General features: G+C 66.3%; 19 protein-coding genes. 11 read left to right on the top strand and 8 right to left on the bottom strand.

Features of this window, described 5'->3' with window-relative positions:
* Positions 1-5 precede the first annotated feature (5 nt).
* Positions 6-422 carry a peptide-methionine (R)-S-oxide reductase MsrB gene (gene msrB / locus KBY93_RS09930; protein ID WP_255094208.1) on the top strand — a complete coding sequence of 139 codons (417 nt, stop codon included), beginning with the start codon at positions 6-8 and terminating at the stop codon, positions 420-422.
* A gap of 36 nt (positions 423-458) precedes the next feature.
* On the opposite strand, the gene KBY93_RS09925 is transcribed toward msrB, so the two are convergent.
* Complete coding sequence (locus KBY93_RS09925; RefSeq protein WP_255094207.1) at positions 459-1469, bottom strand: PRC-barrel domain-containing protein; 1011 nt, start codon at positions 1467-1469, stop codon at positions 459-461.
* A gap of 65 nt (positions 1470-1534) precedes the next feature.
* Positions 1535-5155, bottom strand: a complete 3621-nt coding sequence (gene smc, locus KBY93_RS09920; RefSeq protein WP_255094206.1) for a chromosome segregation protein SMC — start codon at positions 5153-5155, stop codon at positions 1535-1537.
* 104 nt (positions 5156-5259) lie between these two features.
* On the opposite strand from smc, the gene KBY93_RS09915 reads away from it, so the two are divergent.
* The gene (locus KBY93_RS09915) at positions 5260-5676 is read left to right on the top strand and encodes a YqjD family protein (protein ID WP_255094205.1); all 417 of its coding nucleotides are present in this window, start codon (positions 5260-5262) and stop codon (positions 5674-5676) included.
* On the top strand, positions 5673-6086 hold the full coding sequence (locus KBY93_RS09910) for a phage holin family protein (protein WP_255094204.1): 414 nt from the start codon (positions 5673-5675) through the stop codon (positions 6084-6086). The genes KBY93_RS09915 and KBY93_RS09910 overlap by 4 nt, the downstream gene beginning before the upstream one ends.
* Here KBY93_RS09910 and KBY93_RS09905 read toward each other — a convergent pair.
* Positions 6052-6846 (bottom strand): polysaccharide deacetylase family protein, encoded by a 795-nt coding sequence (locus KBY93_RS09905; RefSeq protein ID WP_255094201.1) that lies wholly within the window; start codon positions 6844-6846, stop codon positions 6052-6054. The genes KBY93_RS09910 and KBY93_RS09905 overlap by 35 nt on opposite strands.
* 45 nt (positions 6847-6891) lie before the next feature.
* On the opposite strand from KBY93_RS09905, the gene KBY93_RS09900 reads away from it, so the two are divergent.
* Together KBY93_RS09900 and KBY93_RS09895 are read left to right on the top strand one after the other, a co-directional pair.
* The gene (locus tag KBY93_RS09900) at positions 6892-9555 is read left to right on the top strand and encodes a DEAD/DEAH box helicase (RefSeq protein ID WP_255094200.1); all 2664 of its coding nucleotides are present in this window, start codon (positions 6892-6894) and stop codon (positions 9553-9555) included.
* Complete coding sequence (locus tag KBY93_RS09895; RefSeq protein ID WP_255094199.1) at positions 9552-10337, top strand: SWIM zinc finger family protein; 786 nt, start codon at positions 9552-9554, stop codon at positions 10335-10337. The genes KBY93_RS09900 and KBY93_RS09895 overlap by 4 nt, the downstream gene beginning before the upstream one ends.
* 15 nt (positions 10338-10352) lie before the next feature.
* On the opposite strand, the gene KBY93_RS09890 is transcribed toward KBY93_RS09895, so the two are convergent.
* The 4 genes from KBY93_RS09890 to KBY93_RS09870 form a co-directional block, all read right to left on the bottom strand.
* Positions 10353-10580 carry a hypothetical protein gene (locus tag KBY93_RS09890; protein ID WP_255094197.1) on the bottom strand — a complete coding sequence of 76 codons (228 nt, stop codon included), beginning with the start codon at positions 10578-10580 and terminating at the stop codon, positions 10353-10355.
* A gap of 147 nt (positions 10581-10727) precedes the next feature.
* On the bottom strand, positions 10728-11972 hold the full coding sequence (locus KBY93_RS09885) for a class I SAM-dependent RNA methyltransferase (protein WP_255094196.1): 1245 nt from the start codon (positions 11970-11972) through the stop codon (positions 10728-10730).
* 375 nt (positions 11973-12347) lie between these two features.
* Positions 12348-12482 (bottom strand): hypothetical protein, encoded by a 135-nt coding sequence (locus KBY93_RS09875; protein ID WP_255094194.1) that lies wholly within the window; start codon positions 12480-12482, stop codon positions 12348-12350.
* Positions 12483-12899: 417 nt separating this feature from the next.
* A complete protein-coding gene (locus tag KBY93_RS09870) occupies positions 12900-13670 on the bottom strand; it encodes a hypothetical protein (protein ID WP_255094192.1) in 771 nt (256 codons plus the stop codon).
* Positions 13671-14278: 608 nt separating this feature from the next.
* On the opposite strand from KBY93_RS09870, the gene KBY93_RS09865 reads away from it, so the two are divergent.
* From KBY93_RS09865 to KBY93_RS09850, 4 genes are all read left to right on the top strand, one after another.
* On the top strand, positions 14279-15136 hold the full coding sequence (locus tag KBY93_RS09865) for a DUF2092 domain-containing protein (protein ID WP_315856402.1): 858 nt from the start codon (positions 14279-14281) through the stop codon (positions 15134-15136).
* Positions 15133-15339 carry a hypothetical protein gene (locus KBY93_RS09860; RefSeq protein WP_255094189.1) on the top strand — a complete coding sequence of 69 codons (207 nt, stop codon included), beginning with the start codon at positions 15133-15135 and terminating at the stop codon, positions 15337-15339. The genes KBY93_RS09865 and KBY93_RS09860 overlap by 4 nt, the downstream gene beginning before the upstream one ends.
* A gap of 14 nt (positions 15340-15353) precedes the next feature.
* Entirely contained in the window at positions 15354-15530 is a 177-nt protein-coding gene (locus tag KBY93_RS09855) for a hypothetical protein (RefSeq protein ID WP_255094187.1), read from the top strand.
* A 122-nt stretch (positions 15531-15652) separates the two neighbouring features.
* On the top strand, positions 15653-16087 hold the full coding sequence (locus KBY93_RS09850) for a cyclic nucleotide-binding domain-containing protein (protein ID WP_255094186.1): 435 nt from the start codon (positions 15653-15655) through the stop codon (positions 16085-16087).
* A gap of 5 nt (positions 16088-16092) precedes the next feature.
* Here the strand turns inward: KBY93_RS09850 and KBY93_RS09845 are convergent, their stop codons facing one another.
* Complete coding sequence (locus KBY93_RS09845; RefSeq protein WP_255094185.1) at positions 16093-16575, bottom strand: hypothetical protein; 483 nt, start codon at positions 16573-16575, stop codon at positions 16093-16095.
* Positions 16576-16709: 134 nt separating this feature from the next.
* On the opposite strand from KBY93_RS09845, the gene KBY93_RS09840 reads away from it, so the two are divergent.
* Entirely contained in the window at positions 16710-17699 is a 990-nt protein-coding gene (locus KBY93_RS09840; RefSeq protein WP_255094184.1) for a DnaJ C-terminal domain-containing protein, read from the top strand.
* Between the two features lie 112 nt (positions 17700-17811).
* Complete coding sequence (locus tag KBY93_RS09835; RefSeq protein ID WP_255094183.1) at positions 17812-18867, top strand: hypothetical protein; 1056 nt, start codon at positions 17812-17814, stop codon at positions 18865-18867.
* Positions 18868-18878 lie beyond the last annotated feature (11 nt).

Here is an 18878-nt window from a genome sequence, read left to right as displayed (position 1 = left end):
GCACCATGACCAGCCCAGATGCGGTTGCCGCCTCGCCATCCCCCTCAGATCCCGACTGGCGCGAGCGCCTCACACCGGAGCAGTACCAGGTGGCACGTTGTGGAGGTACCGAGCGGGCCTTCACCGGCGCTTACTGGAACACCAAGCAGGAGGGCCGCTACGACTGCATCTGCTGCGGCTCTCCCCTGTTCGGCTCCAATGCCAAGTTTGACTCCGGCACGGGCTGGCCCAGCTTCTGGGATGGGCTCGATCCCGCAGCGATCACAACCATTGAGGACCGCAGCCACGGCATGGTGCGAACGGAAATTCGCTGTGCCAAGTGTGAGGCCCACCTGGGTCACCTCTTCCACGACGGCCCCGGTCCCACGGGCCTGCGCTACTGCGTCAACTCGGCTTCTCTGAACTTCAAGCCGGCCTCGTAAGGACTGGCTGGTCCCCTGGCTGGCCGATCCCTGGACTCACCAGGGATCGCTGAACCGCTCCTCATTAGTGCGCGGCCGGGCTGGGGGATCCAGCACCTCCGCTTCCGGGTCCTGCCTTTCCCGGTAGGGCTCGGGCTCCACATCAAGGGGCTGGCGCTCATCTTCCCTGGGGCGCAACGATGCCTGGCGGGGCTGCTGGGGCAAGGGGCTGCGGCGGCGCGGCTCGTCGTCGTATTCGTCCTCGTCGAGATAGCGACGCTGGCGGAGGGGTTCCGACCGGCGGCGTTCCAGCTCCACATACTCAAGTTCCTCCTGCTCCTCCACCTGCACGGCGCGGCTGGAGGCGGGCTGGATTCGGCGTTGTTCCTGAACATTGGGCTGTCCGGAAGCCAGCTGGTTCTCCACCGGCACCATGGTCTGGCGGAAGCGATCCCGCTCCTCCTGCTCCCAGCTGGGGCCACCGATGCCCAGTTTCTCGAGCAGGCCGCTGCCCAGTTGTTTGAGTTTCTCTTCGGCACCCTCGTAGACAATTATCCGATCAGGGCCGCTGCTGACGATCTCCTCGACGTTCAGTTCCCAGGTGCTCAGTACCCCTTCGCCGAGCAGGGGAACACCGAGGGCCCCCAGCACCAGGGTGGTGAGCTCGCCGGTTTCGATGTCGAAGCTGAAGCCGAGCACCCGGCCCAGTTGTTCGCCCGATTCGCTGATGACCTGGCAGTTGATCACTTTGCTGTAGCGGTCGGGGTTGAACCCCTCGGCCAGGGAATCGGCGGAGTCGACCAGCACCACATCGCCCACCTGGCGTATCCGGTCCAGCGGCATCCAGCGGGGCAGGCCCGGCAGGAAGCGGGTGAGGGGGTTGTCGCGCAGGCCGAGTGCCACGACCTCACGCCGGTCGATGTCGACCACCACTTCGCCAACCACTCCCAGCCGACGGCCGGTGTCGCGGGTGATCACCTGAGTCCCCATCAGCTCGGAGCGCAGCCAGAGCCTGTCGCTGGGGGCGCCGCCGGATGGGTCGGCGGACGGAGGGAAAGAAGAGGTCAAAGGCCAGTTCCCGGGCGGGTGTCGGCAAGGTGGGTGCTCAAGTCATTGTGGCCCACGGCACCCGTTCAGGCGGCGGTGGGCATCCCGACCACCTGGGTGTGGGCGCCGCGGGCCTGGGTCACCCCCACCGTGCGGGTGGCTGCGGCGATCATCGGCCGGCGGTGGCTGACCACCAGGAACTGGGCCTGGTCGGCCTGGCTGGCGATCAGAGCGGCCAGCCTCTCCACATTGACCCCATCGAGAAAGCTGTCGACTTCATCGAGGGCATAGAAGGGAGAGGGGCGGAAGCGCTGCAGGGCGAACAGGAAGCTCAGGGCTGTGAGCGATTTTTCCCCACCCGACATCGAAGCCAGGCGGCGCACGGTCTTGCCCTTGGGGTGGGCCACCAGGGTGAGACCTCCCTCAAGGGGCTGGGCCTCGTTCTCCAGCTGCAGGTGGCCTTCGCCTTCGGACAGCCCGGCGAAGATTGTGCGGAAATGGCCATCCACGGCGTGGAAGGCCTCCAGGAAAGCCTCCTGGCGCAGGGTGGCAACGGTTTCGATGCGCAGCAGCAGCTCCTCCCGTTCGCTGGAGAGCACCTCCAGCCGGCCGGCCAGGTCGGCCAGGCGCTGCTCCAGCTGCTCCAGTTCCTCCAGGGCCAGCATGTTCACCGGCTCGAGCGCTTCCATGCGCTGCTGCAGCCGCTGCAACTCCTGCTGCAGCGCCTCCAGGCCTGCTGAGCGCAGCTCCTCGGAGATCTCGGGGAGAGGATCGGGCAGGGCCCGTTCCATCGCCTCCAGCCGCAGGGCCAGCGCCCGCTCCTGCTCGCTGAGCGACAGGCGCTCCTCCCCCAGCCGCTGCAGCTCCCACTGTCGTTGCTGGACGGCCTGCCGCTGCTGGCCCAGCTGGGCTTCGGCGGCATCGCGAGCCCGGCGCCGTTCGCCGAAGCGTTCCTGCAACTGCTGCTGTTGCACCTCCAGTTCCGCCCGCCGCTTCTGGCCCTGGCATTCCTGCTCGCGGCGCAGGCGGTGTTCCTCGGCCAGGTTGACCACGGCCTGCTGAAGCCGCGCTTCCTCCAGGGTGAGGGCTTCGAGTTGATCACCGAGACGGGTGAGGCTCAAGCTGCGCTCCCGCTGGGCCAGCAGCAGACCGTCCCGCTGCTCGCGGGCGGCGGCCAGCCGTTGATCGGCCGTCTCCAGGTCGTGCTGCAGGCCCTGCCAGCGGGCACTGTCTCCCGACTCCTGGGCCTGGGCCTCGGCCACTTCCAGTCCGGCCAGCTCCAGCAGCAAGGGGGCCAGCTCGCGCTCCAGCTGCTGGCTGCGCTGCCGGCCGCTCTCCAGGCTGGCCTGGTGATGGCTGCACCGTTGCTGGAGCTGCTCCAGCCGTTGCAGCTGGGGCCCCAGTGCGCGCTCTGCCGCCGCCCGCTCCGCCGTCAGAGCGGCCCGGCGCTGCTGGCCCTCCTGCAGCGCCGGGCGCAGCTGCTCCAGCTGGCGGCCCAGGTCGGCCTCGCGGCGACGGCAGGCCACCAGGCTCTCCCCCAGCTCCAGCAGGCGCTGCCGGTGGGGCTCCGCCTCGTCCTGCTCCCCCGCTCGCCCGAAGCTGAGCTGGCCGGAGCGTTGCTGCAGGCTGCCGCCGGTCATGGCCCCGCTGCGTTCCAGCAGTTCCCCCTCCAGGGTCACGGCCCGGCAGCGGCCGAGCTCGCGGCGCGCGCTGGCCAGGTCTTCGAAAACCAGGGTGTCGCCGAAGACGTGGCGGAAGACCTCCGTGTAGACGGGCTCGAAGCGGAGCAGATCGACGGCGCGCCCCACCAGTCCGCCACCGCCGGAGCGCCCACCGGCACCGCCCCGCTCCAGGGCGGCGCTGCCGCCACTGCCACTGCTGCTGCCACTACCGCGGATCTTGTTGAGTGGCAGAAAGGTGAGTCGACCGGCCCGGCGGCTCTTGAGTAGCTCGATCGCCGTTGAAGCGATGCGGTCGTCGTCGACCACCACCTGGGCCAGGCGGCCGCCGGCGGCCACCTCCAGGGCCAGCCGGAAGCGCTCCTCCACCTCGGCGAGCTGGGCCACTGGACCATGCAGCCCGCCGAGGCCGGCCTCCAGCAGCAGGCGCAGGGCGCCCGTGCCACGGGTTTCCTGGAGAGTGTCGCGGCGGCTTTCGATCCGGGCAATCTCCCGCTCCAGCTGGGTCTGCTCCTGCTCTAGTCGGGTGCGGGTGCGTTGCTGCAGCGCGAGGGCTTCGGCCAGGTCTTGGGCCTGGCGCTGTTGCTGGTCCACCAGGTCCTGGACGGCTTCGGCTTCGCTCAACAGCTCCTGCAGGCGCCGCTGCTGGTCGTGGTCGGCGCTGTCCCCGCTGGCCAGCTCCGCCTCCAGTTCCATCAGACGCTCCTCGGCCTGGCGCAGCCTCTCGGTGAGCTGCTGCTGTTCCGCCAGCAGGGGAGCCACTGCCTGCTGCAGCTCCTGCCGCCGCTGGCTGCGGCGCTTCTGCTCCTCCAGCCAGGTGCCGGAGCGGCCCGCCACCTCCCCCAGCCGCCGGCGGGAGAGCTCCACGGCAGCTTCGGCGCTCAGGCAGGCCTGAGCAGCTGAATCCAGGGCGGCGGCGTGCTGCTCATCGGCGCTGAGCTCCAGCCGCTGACGCTGCAGTTCCTGGCGCTGGCGCTGCAGGCCCTGGCGCTGGCCCTGCAGCGCCTCAGCCTGCTGCTGCTGTCGCTCCGCCTGGCGCTGCAGCTCGCGGGCGCTGGTCTCCAGGCCGGCGAGCTCCGCCTGCACCACCAGCAGGCTGTCTTCTCCGAGAGCCTTGACTTCGGCCTGGAGCAGGGCGAGCTCACTGCTGGCCTGCTCCATGGCTTCCTGGGCGGTGGCCAGAGCCGTGCGGTCGCTCTGTTCCTGGGCCTCGAGGGCCTGCTGACGCCTGCGCAGGGCCTCCAGCTGGCCGCCTGCCTGCTCGTGGGCGAGCACCTGCTCCTGCAGGCGGCCGAGCTGCTGGCGCAGGCGCAGCTCCTGGTAGGTGCGGGCCTTGGCGCAGTCGCGCTCCAGCCGCTGGCGGCTCCCCAGCAGCTCCTGCTCGACGATCCGGCAGCGTTCCTGGCGCTCCTGTACCTCATCGAGTTTGGCGCGGGTCTGCTCGATGCGGGAATCAAACAGGGCAACCCCGGCCAGTTCATCGATCAGGCCGCGGCGGTCGCGGGCACTCATCGACACGATCCGGGTCACATCCCCCTGCATCACCACGTTGCTGCCCTCGGGATCCACCCGCAGCCGGCGCAATTGGGTCTGCAACTGCTGCAGGTTGCAGGGGACCCCATCGGAGCTGAAGCTGCTGCTGTAGGTACCGCCGGGAGCCAGCCGCAGCCGCCGGCTCACGGTCCATTCCTTCTGCCCGGTCTGAATCCAGGGGCCCTCCGCCGGGGCCTCCAGTCCCGCTTCAGCTGGGTCGGGCTGCCAGTCGCTGAGGTCGAAGCGCACACTCACCACCGTTTCGGCAGCTTTGCCCTGTCGAACCGTGGCGCTGTTGATCAGGTCGGGGAGTCGCTCGGCGCGCATGCCGCGGCTGCTGGCCAGCCCCAGGCAGAACAGAACGGCATCGAGGATGTTGCTCTTGCCTGAGCCGTTCGGACCGGTGATCACTGTGAAAGATGGCTCCAGCCGGATCGCCATCGCTCCACCGAACGACTTGAACTGGGCGAGTTCGACCTGATTGATGTAAACCAACAGGCCCGCGTGCAGTGCTGAGCAGCTGAAACCTAGCGGAGCTGCTGACGATCTCAAGCCCCTACCTATCGTGGGAGCAAGAGTCCCCCCAGGATCGTCACGTCATGGAACCTGAAACCCCCACCATCAATCGGGATCGCTTCAGGGAGCGCTTCGACGCCCTGCTGCCCACCATCCAGCGTGAGTGGCCCCAGGTGGCCCGCGAAACCCTGGAGGCCACCCGCGGCAGCCTCGATGAAGTGGTGTCGGTGATCGCCGAGCAGACCGGCCGCACCGCCCACGGTGTGCAGGAGCAACTGCTCGACTTGGTCCATGTGGCCGGTGACCGCACCCGCGACCTGGTGGATCGCATCGGTCCGCTTGAGGAGCAGCTCGAGAATCTTCTCGACGAGCTCAACACCAGCCTCAGGCCCCGGATCGAGAAGCCCGTGCGCGAGCGCCCCCTGCTGGCGGTCGGCGTGGCGGCGGCGGTTGGCCTGATCGTCGGGCTGCTCCTGGCTCCGGGCCGGCGTTCCTCATGAGTTCGGCCGACGACGAGCGCCGGGGTCGGCGCTCCGCCGGCGCCGGTGTGGGCCGAGTGGCAGCGGGTCGCGTCACAGCCCTGGTGACTTCTGTGATGGACCTGCATGTGCGCATCGCCCTGCAGGAGGTGGACCAGGAGAAGCGAAGGCTGATCAGCGGAGGCGTTCTGCTGGCGGCCGGCGGCACGCTGATGCTGCTGGCCTCGGTGGCCGGCCATGTCGCCCTGGTGTTGTGGCTGCACCAGAGCTTTGGCTGGGGGTGGCTGCAGGCGGTGCTGCTGCTGTTGGTGGGGGATCTGGTGCTGGCGGGTGTGCTGCTGCGTATTGGCGGGCAGCTGATCAAGGGCCCCTACCTGCCCCAGACCACCGCTGGTCTCAGCAAGACCACCCGGGCCCTGCTGGGCCGCTGAGGCTGTCGAGGTTCACGAAGCGATACCCCTGCTGCTTCAACTCCGGCACCACCTGGCCCAGGGTGGTGAGGGTCTGCCTGTTGAGCTCGGGCGTGTCGTGCAGCACCAGGATCCCGCCGGGGTGGGCGTTGGCGAGGATGAACCAGCGCTGAAACCAGGTCGGCGGCCGAAAGGTGTCCCAGGGAAAGATCGAACCCAGCACCAGGCGGTAGTTCCGTGCCGCCGCCCAGGCCAGCAGCGGTGGATGGAACCAGCCACCGCCAGGACGCAGCCAGTGCAGTGGGGGCGTCAGCGGTGAGGCGCTGCGGCGGATGCGGCGCTCGGTGCCGTCGCACTGGCGCTGGAACTCTCGCCTCGGCAGCAGGGCCGAGCGCGAATCCACCCAGAGATGGTTCCCCAGCTGGTGTCCCTCGGCCACCGCCCGCCGCGCGAACTGGGGATTTCGGCGCAGGTTGGATCCGATCAGAAAGAAGGTGGCCGACACCCCCAGCTCCCCCAGCAGATCCAGCAGGGCGTCGGAGCCCTCGCCGCTCGGTCCGTCATCGATCGTGAGCGCCAGCTCAAGCTCGGCAGCGGAACCGCAGAAGGTCACCCCGGGGGCCAGGGGGGCCAGCACGTAACGGATCAGCAGCGATGGCAGCAGGACAGTCAGGGCGATCAGCACCGCCACCACCAGCAGGGCCACCAGCGGACCAGCCGCCATCAGCCCCTGGCTGAGCGGCAGGAGCCGGCTGAACCAAGGGGTTCCAGCAGAGGTCATCGCCCCTAGGTTCAGGGTCACGGTGATCGCCCATCGAGCCGATCCATGCTCTCCTGCCCTGCCTCGCCGGCCTGCCGGCAACTGGCCAGCTACTTCGTGGACAGCGGCCGGGTGGTGCCGGGCCTGGTGGTGGATCCCGACGGCCGCCTGCGGGCCCAGTGGTGGCCGTTGCCCGCTGCCGCCGACCGCGAACTGCTGGCGGCCCATCTCTCTGGCGACAGCCAGGAGGAGGAGCAGCAGCTGGCCGAATACCTGGCTGATGCCGTGGATTGGCTCGTGCGCCGCCGCCTCGACGGCTCCGCCGCGCCGCCGCCGCCCCCTGCCCGCTGTCGTCGCCCCGGCCCGGCGACTTTGCCCCAGGCCTGGCTGGCGGCCCTGGTGGGCTCTGATCCCCATCTGGCGGCGACGGCCGATCTCGCTGCTGAGGCCGCCTTCGTCACCGGGCTGCACCAGTGGGTGCGGGAGGGGGCCGGCGGCGGCGGCGCGCTGCAGCTGTGCCTGCGGCTGCATGAACCCAGCAGCCCCCGCGTCCGTCGCTGGCCGCTCGAGCTGCTGCTGCGCTCAACGACCGACCCCAGCCTGATGGTGCCCCTGGCGGCGTTCTGGGACGGTGAAAGTCCCTTCCCGCTGGATCGTTTCGATGCGGTGCTGGCCCATCTGGGCTTGCTCACCCGCCTGGCCCCCGAACTGGCTGGCCTGCTCGAGCAGCAGGCCCCCGCCAGTCTGGACGTGGAGGAAGGGCCCCTGCTGGCCCTGCTGCGGCAGCGGGCGAGTGTGCTGGATGAGGCGGGCTTCGGCCTTCTGCTGCCCAGCTGGTGGCGCCATGGCCACCGCCTGGGCCTGCGCGCCAACACCAGCCGGCGCTCGTCCACCACCACCCCCGCCGGCGAAGGGGCTGGCCTCAACCTCAACGCCCTGGTGTCGTTCCAGTGGCAGGCGGTGCTGGGCGATCGGCCCCTCAGCACCGCCGAGCTGGCCAGCCTGCAACGGGCCGCCGCGGCCAAGCGCAGCCTGGTGCGATTGCGGGGCGAATGGACGCTGATCGATCCCGACGCGATCGCCTCCCTGCTGCGCCACGCCGGCCTGGAGGGTGAGGCCAGCGGCACGGAGTTGCTGCACGCCAACCTCGGTCTTGCCCGCCTCGACCTGCCGGACGACCTGGCCCTGGTGGGGGTGGAGGCCAGCGGACCCCTCGGAGAGCTGATCGGCGGCGAGGTCCACAGCCGTGCCACACCGATCCCCACACCGGCCGACTTTGAGGGGGAGTTACGGCCTTACCAGGAACGGGGCCTGGGCTGGCTGGTATTCCTGGGCCGGCTGGGTCTGGGCGCCTGCCTGGCCGATGACATGGGCCTCGGCAAGACGGCCCAGCTGATCGCCACCCTGCTGGCCGATCCGCTCGAGGCCCCCACGCTCGTAGTGGCGCCGGTGTCGCTGCTGGGCAACTGGAGCCGGGAACTGCAGCGCTTTGCGCCCCAGCTGCCGGTGCTGATCCACCACGGCCCCGGCCGCTTCTGCGGCAGCGCCGCCGCCTTCACGCGCCAGCTGGCGGGCGAAGGCGGCAAGGGCCGGCCGGCGCCGGTGCTGCTCACCACCTACGGCATGGTGAGCCGGGATCTGCCCCTGCTGGCGGAGATGGACTTCGGGCGGCTGGTGTTCGATGAGGCCCAGCAGCTCAAGAATCCCTACACGGCCCAGAGCAAGGCGGCGGCGGCGCTGCGGGGGGAACGCCGCATCGCCCTCACCGGCACGCCGGTGGAGAACCGGCTCAGCGAGCTGTGGGCCCTGATGCAGTTGCTCAATCCGGGCCTACTCGGCAGCCTGCGGCAGTTCCGCGACCAGTTCGCCCTCCCGATCGAACGCGACCACGATGCGGAGGTGGCCGCCCGGCTGCAGCGGCTCACGGCCCCCTTCCTGCTGCGCCGCCTCAAGAGCGACCGCGGCATCCTGCCCGACCTGCCGGGCAAGATCGAGCAGAGCGAAGCCTGCACGCTCAGTGCCGAGCAGGCCAGCCTTTATCAAGCAGTGGTGGAGGAACTGCTGGCTGCGGCCGAGAGCAGCGATGGCATCGAACGGCGCGGCCTGGTGCTGGCCGGTCTCACCCGGCTCAAGCAGGTGTGCAACCACCCTGCCCACTACCTCGACGACGGCTCGGCCCTGCCGCGGCGCTCCGGCAAGCTCGATCGCGTCGAGGAGCTGATCGATGCCATCCTCGACGCCGGCGAGAAGGTGCTGATCTTCAGCCAGTTCGCGGCCTGGGGGGAGCGGCTGCGGGCCCACCTGCAGGGTCGTTATGGCGGCGAACCGCTGTGGCTGCACGGCGGGCTGACGCGGCGGGTGCGGGACGCCATGGTGCAGCGGTTCGCCGAGGCCGATGGTCCGCCGATCTTCCTGCTCTCGCTCAAGGCGGGCGGCACCGGCCTCAACCTCACCGCCGCGGCCCATGTGATCCATTTCGATCGCTGGTGGAATCCGGCTGTGGAGGATCAGGCCACCGACCGGGCCCACCGCATCGGCCAGCGGCGCACGGTGCATGTGCACAAGCTGGTGTGCAGCGGCACGATAGAGGAACGCATCGACGTCATGATCCAGAGCAAGCGCGACCTCGCCGAGCGGGTGGTGGGCACGGGGGAGCAGTGGCTGACCGAGCTCTCCACTGCCGAACTGCGGGAGGTGATCAGCCTGCGCTGGGAGGCGCTCACCCCATGAGTCCGCGCAAGCAGCCCCCGGCCCGGCGCTGGTGGTCGCAGAGGTTCATCGACGTGCTCGAAGGCTACGGACTGGGCGGCCGGATGGAGCGGGGCCGGCGCTACGCCAGAAGCGGCCAGGTGCTGAGCCTGGAGGTGTGCCCTGGGTTGCTGAAGGCCCGGGTGCAGGGTTCGCGGCGCACCCCGTACAAGGTCACGGTGGAAACAGAGCTGCCCGATGAAGAGGAGTGGCAGGCGATCGAGGCGGTGTTCCGCCAGCGGCTGGGCTGGGCGGCGAAGCTGCTGGCCGGCGAGGTGCCAGAGGATCTCGAAGCAGGCTTCCGCCAGGCGGGGGTGGATCTGTTCCCCGCGGACTGGGCCGACCTAGAGGCCGAGTGCAGCTGCCCGGACTGGGAGGTGCCCTGCAAGCACATCGCCGCCAGCCTGCATTTGTTCGCCCAGCGGCTCGATGACGACCCCTGGCAACTGGTGCTTTGGCGCGGCCGAGAGCGGGAGGCGCTGATGCAACGGCTGCGGCCGACCGCGAAGGCCGCGGCGGCCGCCGAGTCTGAGGAGGGGTTGCCCCCGTGGTGGCCCCGGGGTCTTGTGGCCCGCCCTGGCGAGCGCCTGGTGGTCCCCGACGCCCTGCCGCCGGATCCACCGGCTCGGGTGCTGGAGCGCCTGGGGCCGATCCCTGTGCCGGAGCCGTTGGCGCAGGGGCTGGTGGAGCTGTATGGCGTGATCACCACCCCGCCGCCGGAGCTGGAGCCAGAACCGGAGCCGGACGTCGGGGCAGAGGGCTGAAGGCCATGGCGAGGCCTACCCCCAGGCCGCTTGCAGAGAGGTGACGAAAGCCCAGATCACCATTCCACAGCCGGTTCGCGCCGCCCTGCACCTCCAGCCCGGCGATGAACTGTTGTAAGCAAAAGTCCACCAGCGCGTGGTCCTGACCAAGGCCAGCCGCACATCCGGTGCCTGCAGCAGGCCGCCCTGATCCAGGCCGATCAATATCGCGTCGGGATGATCCCGGTTGAGCTCCACGACCATGTCGTGTTTGGACTGGCGCAGAGCCTCGGCTGGATTGTTCTTCAGGCCGCTGAGCTGACGGCATGCACGGCCATCCTCCAGGGAGGATGCAGATGGGATCTCTTTAGGGGTTTTTGTGAAGGGTTCAATAGTGCCGGCCACTGCAATTCAGCGGATCTCGTAGCGCAGCCACCTGCAGTCGATGCCACCATTGCTCACCGGGATCCGGCGGCTAGCCTTCATTCGCAGCGCTGCGGTGAGGTCGGCGTTGCCGCTGAGCAGCCACAGCGTCCAGCCGCAGCAGCGCTCCCTGGCCATCCGACCCAGATCGGAGTAGAGCGCCTCTAACTCCTCACCACCGCCGAGCCGCTCGCCGTAGGGGGGATTGCACACCAGCAGCCCCGGGACACCGCTGGGCGGCTCGAAGCTGCGGAAATCGCCCGGCCGCAGATCCAGCCAGCGCCCCACTCCGGCCGCTTCGGCATTGGCGCGGGCCTGCTCCAGCACAGCCGCTTCCGCCTCCATGCCCACGATCGGGGCAAGCGGGTGACCATCGGCCAGCCCGTCGCGGGCCAGGGCTGTGGCGGCCTCCACCTCCTGCTGCCAGAGAATCGGATTGAAATCCGGCCAGCGCTGCAGGGCGAAACTCCTGGCGCGTCCCGGCCGGTTCGCCCCGCCGCCCTCCAGGCCTGCAGAGCGGCCCAGGGCCATGCAGGCCGCCTCGATCAGCAGGGTGCCGGAGCCGCAGAGGGGGTCGGCGAGGGGCACACGGCCATCCCAGCCGGTGAGGGCGATCAGCCCGGCGGCCAGGTTTTCCTTGAGCGGGGCCAGGCCCATGGCGGCCCTGTAGCCGCGGCGGTGCAGGCTGGCGCCACCACCATCGAGGCTGAGCACCGCTTCGGCCGCCGCCCCCCAGGGACCGGCGCCTCCTCTGGAGGTGCCCCCTTTGGGGGTGCCCAGGTGCAGGTGGAGCACAAGGTCGGGGTCGTCCAGGTCTATGGATGATCGCTGCCCCCAGTGCTGCCTCTGCAGATCCACCAGGGCGTTCTTCACCTGCAGGGCGCTGTAGTGGCTGTGGCTGAGGCCGGGCGCGCTGCCGCTGGCCTCCACCTTGAAGCTGCGCTCCGGGGGCAGCCAGTGCTGCCAGTCAGCAGCCAGCTGTACGCCGGCGTGGAGATCCTCGCGGCCTCGGCAGGGAAAGCGGGCCAGCTCGCGCAGGAACCGGAAAGGCAGCCGTGCCTGCAGATGCAGGCGGTAGAAGCTGGCCAGGTCCGCGCGGCAGGCCACGGCCCGCCGCAGCGGCTGCACCGCTTCAGCGCCGAGGGCCGCCAGCTCGATGGCGCTCGCCTCCTCCAGACCCGGCGGCACCACGGCGATCACATCGAAAGGCAGATCGGGGCGTGGGGTCTCCATCGCTCCATGGTGGCCTTCGGCCTCGGTTCGGGGATTCCCACCTGCCCGGCGGTGGGCGCTCAGCAGCCGCAGGTGCCACAATGCATATGTCCGTCTTCGGGCGGACTAGGTGGCTCACACCGGTTCTTCGGACAGCGGTTCGATTCCGCTCAGCTCCACTTCAAGGGGCTGCAATGGTTTCGACGGGGTATGAGGAGGGTGACTGAAGCCTGCTCGGTAAGAGCAAATCCGTAACAGCGAACAACATCGTTGCTTTCTCCCGTCAGCCCGCCCCTGTGGCCGCCTGACTCCTTAGGGAGATGGGGTAAGTCAGCCTTATCACCCAATTGACTCACGGGGGCTGGAAGGCCCCCATTTCAATGGCGATAGCAAGGCTCAGTGGGGCAGAAGTTCGATGGCCACCTCCGGCTCGAAGTTGACGACCTCGCCATAGCGGCACAGAAGGCCCAGGCAGTGCTCATGCTTTCTAGTGCTCTCCAGTCGTGAAATGGCCGTGCGGGTTGTTCCCATGCGTTGGGACAGTTGTCCTTGCCAGCGGCAGAGGTGGTGTCGGGCGCTGATCAGCTGGTCGAACAAGACGAACGGGTGAATAAACCATGCCTTCAGCCCCGCCGGCCACTGTTGAACACGATCGATTCGCTGGAGCGCTTTGCGGTCGAGATGGTGCAGCGCTCGGCGGAAAACCTGCGCAAGGAGAAGCGGGCGAGATTCGGTTGATCAAGGCCGTTTGCCCTCGCTCTTCAGCGATCAGAACTTCCGCAATTCCCGCCGGGGATCACGCTGGCTGCCCTCTTTCCAGTGGAATACCTGCACCGCCAGTCCCAGTCCCAGGAGCAGTAGGGCCAGTATTGGCCAGGGATTACCGCGGCGTGAAGCCATCGAGCCAGGTGCGGGAGACCATGCTGCCTGAGCGCGGTCCGCGCCCCCTCAACTCTCGGGGTTCTGTGGGTTGATGATCCGGGCCAGCGTCCGCTCCAGGGGCTCCAGGCTGATGTTCTCGCACGAGGAGAACTCGCCATGGCCGAAGGGATTGTCCAGATCCCAGATCATCAGCAGGATGAACACCATCAGAAAGGCGATCGCACCGAGATAGAAGAAGATCTCCGCCCAGCCCTCCATGTGGGTCAGTACCAGGCCGGCGCACAACACGGTGGTGCTGGTGGCTGATAACCAGTACACCGTGGGGACGAAGGGAATCGAACGGATCGTCTCCATGCGCAGCAACTGGCTCCGAAGCGACGCCAGCTCTTGAAGCAACCGTGTCATGAAGGGTGACTCACAGTTGTCGCGGAGCTGCGCCAGGTCGGCATTGAGCCGATCCATCAGCTCGAACAGCTGGTTGGCGCAGGTGGTGCCATGGAACCAGCCCAGGAAGCCTGGCCCGAGCTGAGCCAGGGTGCCCAGGGCCGCCGACGGGTCGGCTTCTGGCCGTGCCCAGCCCAGCGCCTGTAACTCCGCAACCAGGCTCAACAGGGTTTCGGCGAGCTGGGCGGGACACTTCTCACTTTCCTTGTAGTCGGTGAGCACGCCGTTGAACAGGAAGCCGATCAGAAAGACATTGGAGGTGATCAGTCCGGCGAACAGGGGTGTGGCCGCGAGCACCTCCCAGCCCCGGGCCATGGCCAGCACCTTGAGCGCTACCAGGGGCACCAGAACCAGAACCAGCTTCAGCAGCATGCCCAAGCGGCGCATCACCATCGCGATCGGCCCCCTTGATCCTTCACGGTGTCGCGAACCGGTCTACTCAAGGGAGTATCGGCCCAAATCAGATGGGCATTGGCCCACCCAGCTCAGAGCATCGCCAGAGCCAGCATGGACGGGGTGAGCGGAAGGGTTGCCCGGATGGTCATGGCAGGTGCTCCTTGGCTTTTGATCAGCATCACAGGAAGGTGTTGGCGGAGGAATGGGTGAAAGCTCTCAGGACATCAGCGAAGACAGTTGATGGGAGGGCCCAGTCATGACGAGGAATTCAGGGAGGCAACTGAGCCTGCATGGGCGATCATCGTATGTCTCAACTTTGACAGGGTCTCCGTCATTTGCAGGAGTGCTGAGAATTTGGTTGTTTGCTGCCTTGCTGCAATTTTCAATGAGGTTGTTGTAGCCATGCCATCAACAACGGGCCGGCATGCACGGTTCGCAGGCCCAACATGAGGCTGTCAGTCTATGCGTTTGTGATGAAAAGGTTTCATTCATCGCGAAAATTTTTCTTTATTCCACCAAAATGCAGCAATTTGTGGGCGGGGCGCTCCAGCGGCCTAGGCTGAGCTTGACTCCGCTCACAGTGTTCCACTGAGGCCAGGGTCATCATGCCCTCAACGAGTCAATCGAGAAGAATGTCAACAAGATTTTTGAGCATGTTCAAGCAGCCTGGCCGTGGCCTCCGTGCTGGGGCTTGTGCAGGTCTGCTTGCTATTGCTGCAGGGGCGGTTGGCCTCCCCGGGGCGAGTGCGGCAGAGGCTGAAGCCCTGGCGTTGCTCAAGGGGATGACCACCTACATGGCAGCTCAGCAGACCATGTCATTCCGTTACGACGCCGATTTTGATGTCGTTACCACGCAACAGCAACGACTCACGTTGGCCAGCTCTGGAACGGTGTCGCTGGCTCGCCCCGGTCGCATCCGTTCCACCCGTTCCACCGGTTTCGCCGACATCGAAACGGTCTTCGATGGCTCGACCTTCACCCTGCTTGGCAAAAGGGCCAACGTCTACATGCAGGTTCCTTTCAAGGGCACGATCGAAACCCTGGTGGATGAGCTCAAGGACAAGTACCGCAGACCTCTCCCCGCAGCTGATTTGCTGCTGCCTAAGGCCTACGCCGAACTCACTGAGGGCGTCACGGATGTCAAGGATCTAGGCAGCGGCGTGGTCGGTGGTGTGGAGTGTGATCACCTTGCGTTCCGCAAAAAGGATGTCGATTTCCAGATCTGGATTGCCCAGGGACAGCGCCCCTATCCCTGCCGCTACATGATCACCTCCACGACGGTGCCTGGCTCACCTCAGTACAGGGTTCAGATCAGCAACTTTCAGACGGGATCGGCGGCTATCGGCCAAAGCTTCACCTTTGTGCCACCCCAGGGGGCCAGGGCCATCAGCAAGGATGAGTTGAAGACGATCAAGTCCATGGTCGAACTGCCCAGTCACTTCACTCAAGGAGGAACTCCATGACGACCACCCGCAAAACTGCTGCTCTGCTTGCTGCCCTTGCCCTGGCTGGCTCAGGCTCGCTGCAGGCGCTCCCAGGTCAACTCCTGAATGCCTTGGCGCCGTCGGCGCAGGCCCGCGTCGGCCGTCCTCTCACGCCCGTCAGCGTGGCTGGAGTGGCCCGGCGCACCGTGCGTCGCTGCGCCGTTGGTGTCTACGACTGCTGAACCAACGGCCCGCTATGAGCCGTCCTGAGCTTCCCCTCCTTCCCGATTGGTCCGCCCTGCCGGAGGATCTGAGGAAGCAGGTGGAGCAGTGCAATCCCGAAACCCAGTGGTTCTGGAAGGGACTGGAAGACAGCGATGGTTTTGAGCGGTTATTGATCACCATCCGCCATGCCCTCGCTGAATCCGGCTGAGCCGCAGCCGCGCACCAGCTGGAATAGCCCCCACTTTGACGACATACTTGGCGGCAGGACAGCGCCATCGCTTCCTCACTCAACGGTCTGCCCAGGCTTTAGGCCGCCATTCCCCCAACCCCATGACCAGCGCGGCCACGCAAGAAAAGCTGCTGAGGCTTCAAACCGTCGGTATCTTCGCGGCCACGCCGGCTGAAGTGCTGCTTCAGCTGGCTGAAGCGCTGGAGGAAGTGCATCTCGCTGCCGGTGAGCAGCTTTTTGCCAAGGGGGATCTCGGCACCTCCATGTATGTGATCGCGGCCGGCAAAGTGCGCATCCACATCGGTGAGCAGACCGTGGTCGAACTCGAGGATGGCGAAATCGTGGGAGAGCTTGCCGCCCTCGATCCGGAACCTCGCTCGGCTTCCGTGAGCGCGATCGATCCCACAACGCTTTATCGCATCGAGCAGGCCACCTTGCAGGCCCTGATGGCCGATCACCCCGAGATTGTTCAGGCCGTCATCAAGGAGCTGGCCCAGCGGCTGCGCGACACCACCGCTCCCTACGGCTTCAGCTGATCGTTTCAGCGGCTGCTGGAGCTGCCCCCGGCCTTGGTCTTGAAGCCACTCCAGACAGCCAGTTCCTCGATGGTCAACGTGCCTTCACGGCGCTCGCCATCGAGATCCCAGGTGGGAAAGGCACGGATCTTGGCCGACTGGCAGCGTTCTCGCCCGGCCTGGTCTTTGTCGCATTCCACGTAGGGCAAGCGCCGACCCGCTTCAGTGCCGAACTGATTCTTTTGGTGAAAGCAGGCGGGACACCACCAGGCGCCATAAAAGATCGCTCCGCGGGTGCGCAGGTGCTCCACCAGCGCCTTCTGCTCCGTCGTGGAGGGGCTCACGGCTTCGCCCAGGCTGCCGCTGCTGCTGCCCGATGGACTGCCACCACGGGCGAGAGCCAGGTTGCGGCTGCTGCCGACGGCGCCCACCAACGCCAGACTCAGGCTTATCAGCACCAGGGGGAGCAGCCGAATCGGCTGGCGGGATCCCAGGGTGGCATCAGGCATGAAAATCCCAGTCTCAGATACTCCGAGATTAGGGCTGCGTTCGGGCTTCCGCCCTTTTGGGGGCCACCTGTTCGAACCTTTGGCTGGGACACTGGAGCTCATGCGACGAATCGCGTACCGATGGGCTTGCCTCGATGAATGCCAACGGCTACCGCGACTACTTCAAGGTGCTGGGCGTCGAGCGCAGTGCTGATGCCGATGCCGTCAAGCGCTCGTTTCGCAAGCTGGCCCGTCAGTACCACCCGGATGTGAACCCAGGTGATGCCACGGCCGAGGCCAAGTTCAAGGAGATCAGTGAGGCCTATGAGGTGCTCTCCGACCCCGACAAGCGTCGGCGCTACGAGCAGTTCGGCCAGTACTGGAGCCAGGCCGGTGCAGGTGCCGGCGCAGCCCCGGGCTTCGATGTGGATTTCGGCCGCTACGGCAACTTCGACGAATTCATAAACGACCTGCTCGGCCGCTTCGGCGGGGCCCAGGGAAGTTCCGGTTTCGGGGCAGGCCCCGGTGGGTTCGGGTTCTCGGGCGGTTTTCCCGGAGGCTTCGCCAGCGGTTTCGGCGGGCCAGCGACAGGCCGAAGTGGCGTCCTCAATCTGGATGCGGAAGCCACCATCAGCCTCAGCTTCGCTGAAGCCTTCCGTGGCTGTGAGCGCACCTTGGCCGTCAACGAGGAGCGGGTGCAGGTGCGTGTTCCGGCCGGGGTGCGGAGCGGCAGCCGCCTGCGGCTCAAGGGCAAGGGCAACCTGCAGCCCGGCACCGGCCGCCGCGGCGATCTCTACCTCAATCTTCAGCTCCAGGACCACCCGATCTGGCGCCTGGATGGCGATCAGCTACGCGCCGATCTGCCTCTCAGCCTCGATGAGCTGGCTCTTGGCGGGGAGGTGAGGGTGGCCACCCCCGATGGGGAAGCCACCGTGCAGGTACCCCCCGGTGTGGCCCTGGGTCGCAGCCTGCGACTCAAAGGCAAGGGCTGGCCAATCAAGGATGGGCGGGGTGATCTCCTGCTCAGCCTCACCCTCAAGCTGCCGGAGTGCTTCAGCGACACAGAGCGGCAGCTGCTGGAGAAGCTGCGTGAGGCCCGCAGCCTTGATCCCCGCCGTGACTGGATGAAGGCCGCCAGGCTCTGAAGCCACGCGACGGACCATCGGTTGATCCAGCAGACTTCTCCCTAGAGAGATTGTTCTGAGCTTGGGTCGGCAACGGTGGTGGCTTTGGTTGGCGCTCCTGGTGATAGGAGTCTTGGTGGCCCTGAAGGCAGTTGTTCCGCCGGAGCGAGGTTTGCCAACGGGACTGGTTCACGAAGAGTCCAGGTTGGTGAATCCTGGGACGGAACTTGTCGACTCGAACGCAATCGGGATCGAGGTCGGCACGTTTATCGAGAACCTTCACAGCTTGTCCTTGCGGCAGAGGATCTTCAATGCTGAGGGGTTCTATTGGCTGGAATGGCCAAGGCAGGTGCAGAACCTGATGGAGGCTAAGGGAATCACCCCGCTTCAGCTGGTGGAGATTACCAATCAGGTGAACTCGTCGTCGGCCCTGATCCAGCCGGATGCGGCGGCCCCGGTGGCCAGGCCTGGAGATCGTTTTTATCAACTCTTTCGTTTTTCCACGAGTCTTTACATTCCCGACGTTGATCTCAGGCGGTCACCTTTTGAACGCTTGGTGTTGCCACTGGTTCTTGAAGTTGTTCCTGACGCATTGGCGCGCCAACTGGGGAATGTTGTGCTTGTTCCCGATACCGATTCAGGCAACAGCAAGGTTGGTAGTTATGCATCGATCAATGGTTATGATATTGAGTCAGTTCGATCTGTATCGTCGCTCCATTCCTACGGGACAAACTGGGGGCTGGATCAGGGTGATCTGGATTACTCGCGCCTCAGTGTTCAGGTGGTGATGAGGGGCGATCCGTTCTCCAGTTTCGTGACCTGGATCCTGCCGCTTCTGATCGTGATGCTGATTGTGTTGCTGGCCCCCCTGCTGGATGGGGAACTCGGTGAGATCCGCCTGGCCATTCCTTCTACCGCCCTACTGACTCTGATCTTCCTCCAGCAATCATACAAGGCTGAGTTGCCATCCCTGAGTTATCTTACCTTCCTCGATTATCTCTATGCATATTCCTATATTGTTGCGCTTGTGTTGTTTGTGTTCTTTCTGTGGGGCAGCAATGTTTATGCGACATCGCTTGATCATCAGAAAGGTGACGCCTTGAAGAAAATTAATAGTGTAGATAAAATATTTCAACTAAGTGCACTGACTGGATTCTTTGTTGTCGCCATTCTTGCCTGGCTTGTTTGAAGGCAAATTGC

It is taken from the genome of Synechococcus sp. J7-Johnson, assembly GCF_024345795.1.
Classification (GTDB): domain Bacteria; phylum Cyanobacteriota; class Cyanobacteriia; order PCC-6307; family Cyanobiaceae; genus Regnicoccus_A.
Note: the sequence above shows the minus strand (reverse complement) of the source record. Positions and strands in the feature narration are given on the sequence as shown.

Coding starts and splice junctions, on each gene's coding strand:
- msrB (WP_255094208.1), top strand. CDS start 6: ATGACCAGCCCAGATGCGGTTGCCGCCTCGCCATCCCCCTCAGATCCC.
- KBY93_RS09915 (WP_255094205.1), top strand. CDS start 5,260: ATGGAACCTGAAACCCCCACCATCAATCGGGATCGCTTCAGGGAGCGC.
- KBY93_RS09910 (WP_255094204.1), top strand. CDS start 5,673: ATGAGTTCGGCCGACGACGAGCGCCGGGGTCGGCGCTCCGCCGGCGCC.
- KBY93_RS09905 (WP_255094201.1), bottom strand. CDS start 6,846: ATGACCTCTGCTGGAACCCCTTGGTTCAGCCGGCTCCTGCCGCTCAGC.
- KBY93_RS09900 (WP_255094200.1), top strand. CDS start 6,892: ATGCTCTCCTGCCCTGCCTCGCCGGCCTGCCGGCAACTGGCCAGCTAC.
- KBY93_RS09895 (WP_255094199.1), top strand. CDS start 9,552: ATGAGTCCGCGCAAGCAGCCCCCGGCCCGGCGCTGGTGGTCGCAGAGG.
- KBY93_RS09890 (WP_255094197.1), bottom strand. CDS start 10,580: ATGGTCGTGGAGCTCAACCGGGATCATCCCGACGCGATATTGATCGGC.
- KBY93_RS09885 (WP_255094196.1), bottom strand. CDS start 11,972: ATGGAGACCCCACGCCCCGATCTGCCTTTCGATGTGATCGCCGTGGTG.
- KBY93_RS09875 (WP_255094194.1), bottom strand. CDS start 12,482: ATGGGAACAACCCGCACGGCCATTTCACGACTGGAGAGCACTAGAAAG.
- KBY93_RS09870 (WP_255094192.1), bottom strand. CDS start 13,670: ATGGTGATGCGCCGCTTGGGCATGCTGCTGAAGCTGGTTCTGGTTCTG.
- KBY93_RS09865 (WP_315856402.1), top strand. CDS start 14,279: ATGCCCTCAACGAGTCAATCGAGAAGAATGTCAACAAGATTTTTGAGC.
- KBY93_RS09860 (WP_255094189.1), top strand. CDS start 15,133: ATGACGACCACCCGCAAAACTGCTGCTCTGCTTGCTGCCCTTGCCCTG.
- KBY93_RS09855 (WP_255094187.1), top strand. CDS start 15,354: ATGAGCCGTCCTGAGCTTCCCCTCCTTCCCGATTGGTCCGCCCTGCCG.
- KBY93_RS09850 (WP_255094186.1), top strand. CDS start 15,653: ATGACCAGCGCGGCCACGCAAGAAAAGCTGCTGAGGCTTCAAACCGTC.
- KBY93_RS09845 (WP_255094185.1), bottom strand. CDS start 16,575: ATGCCTGATGCCACCCTGGGATCCCGCCAGCCGATTCGGCTGCTCCCC.
- KBY93_RS09840 (WP_255094184.1), top strand. CDS start 16,710: ATGAATGCCAACGGCTACCGCGACTACTTCAAGGTGCTGGGCGTCGAG.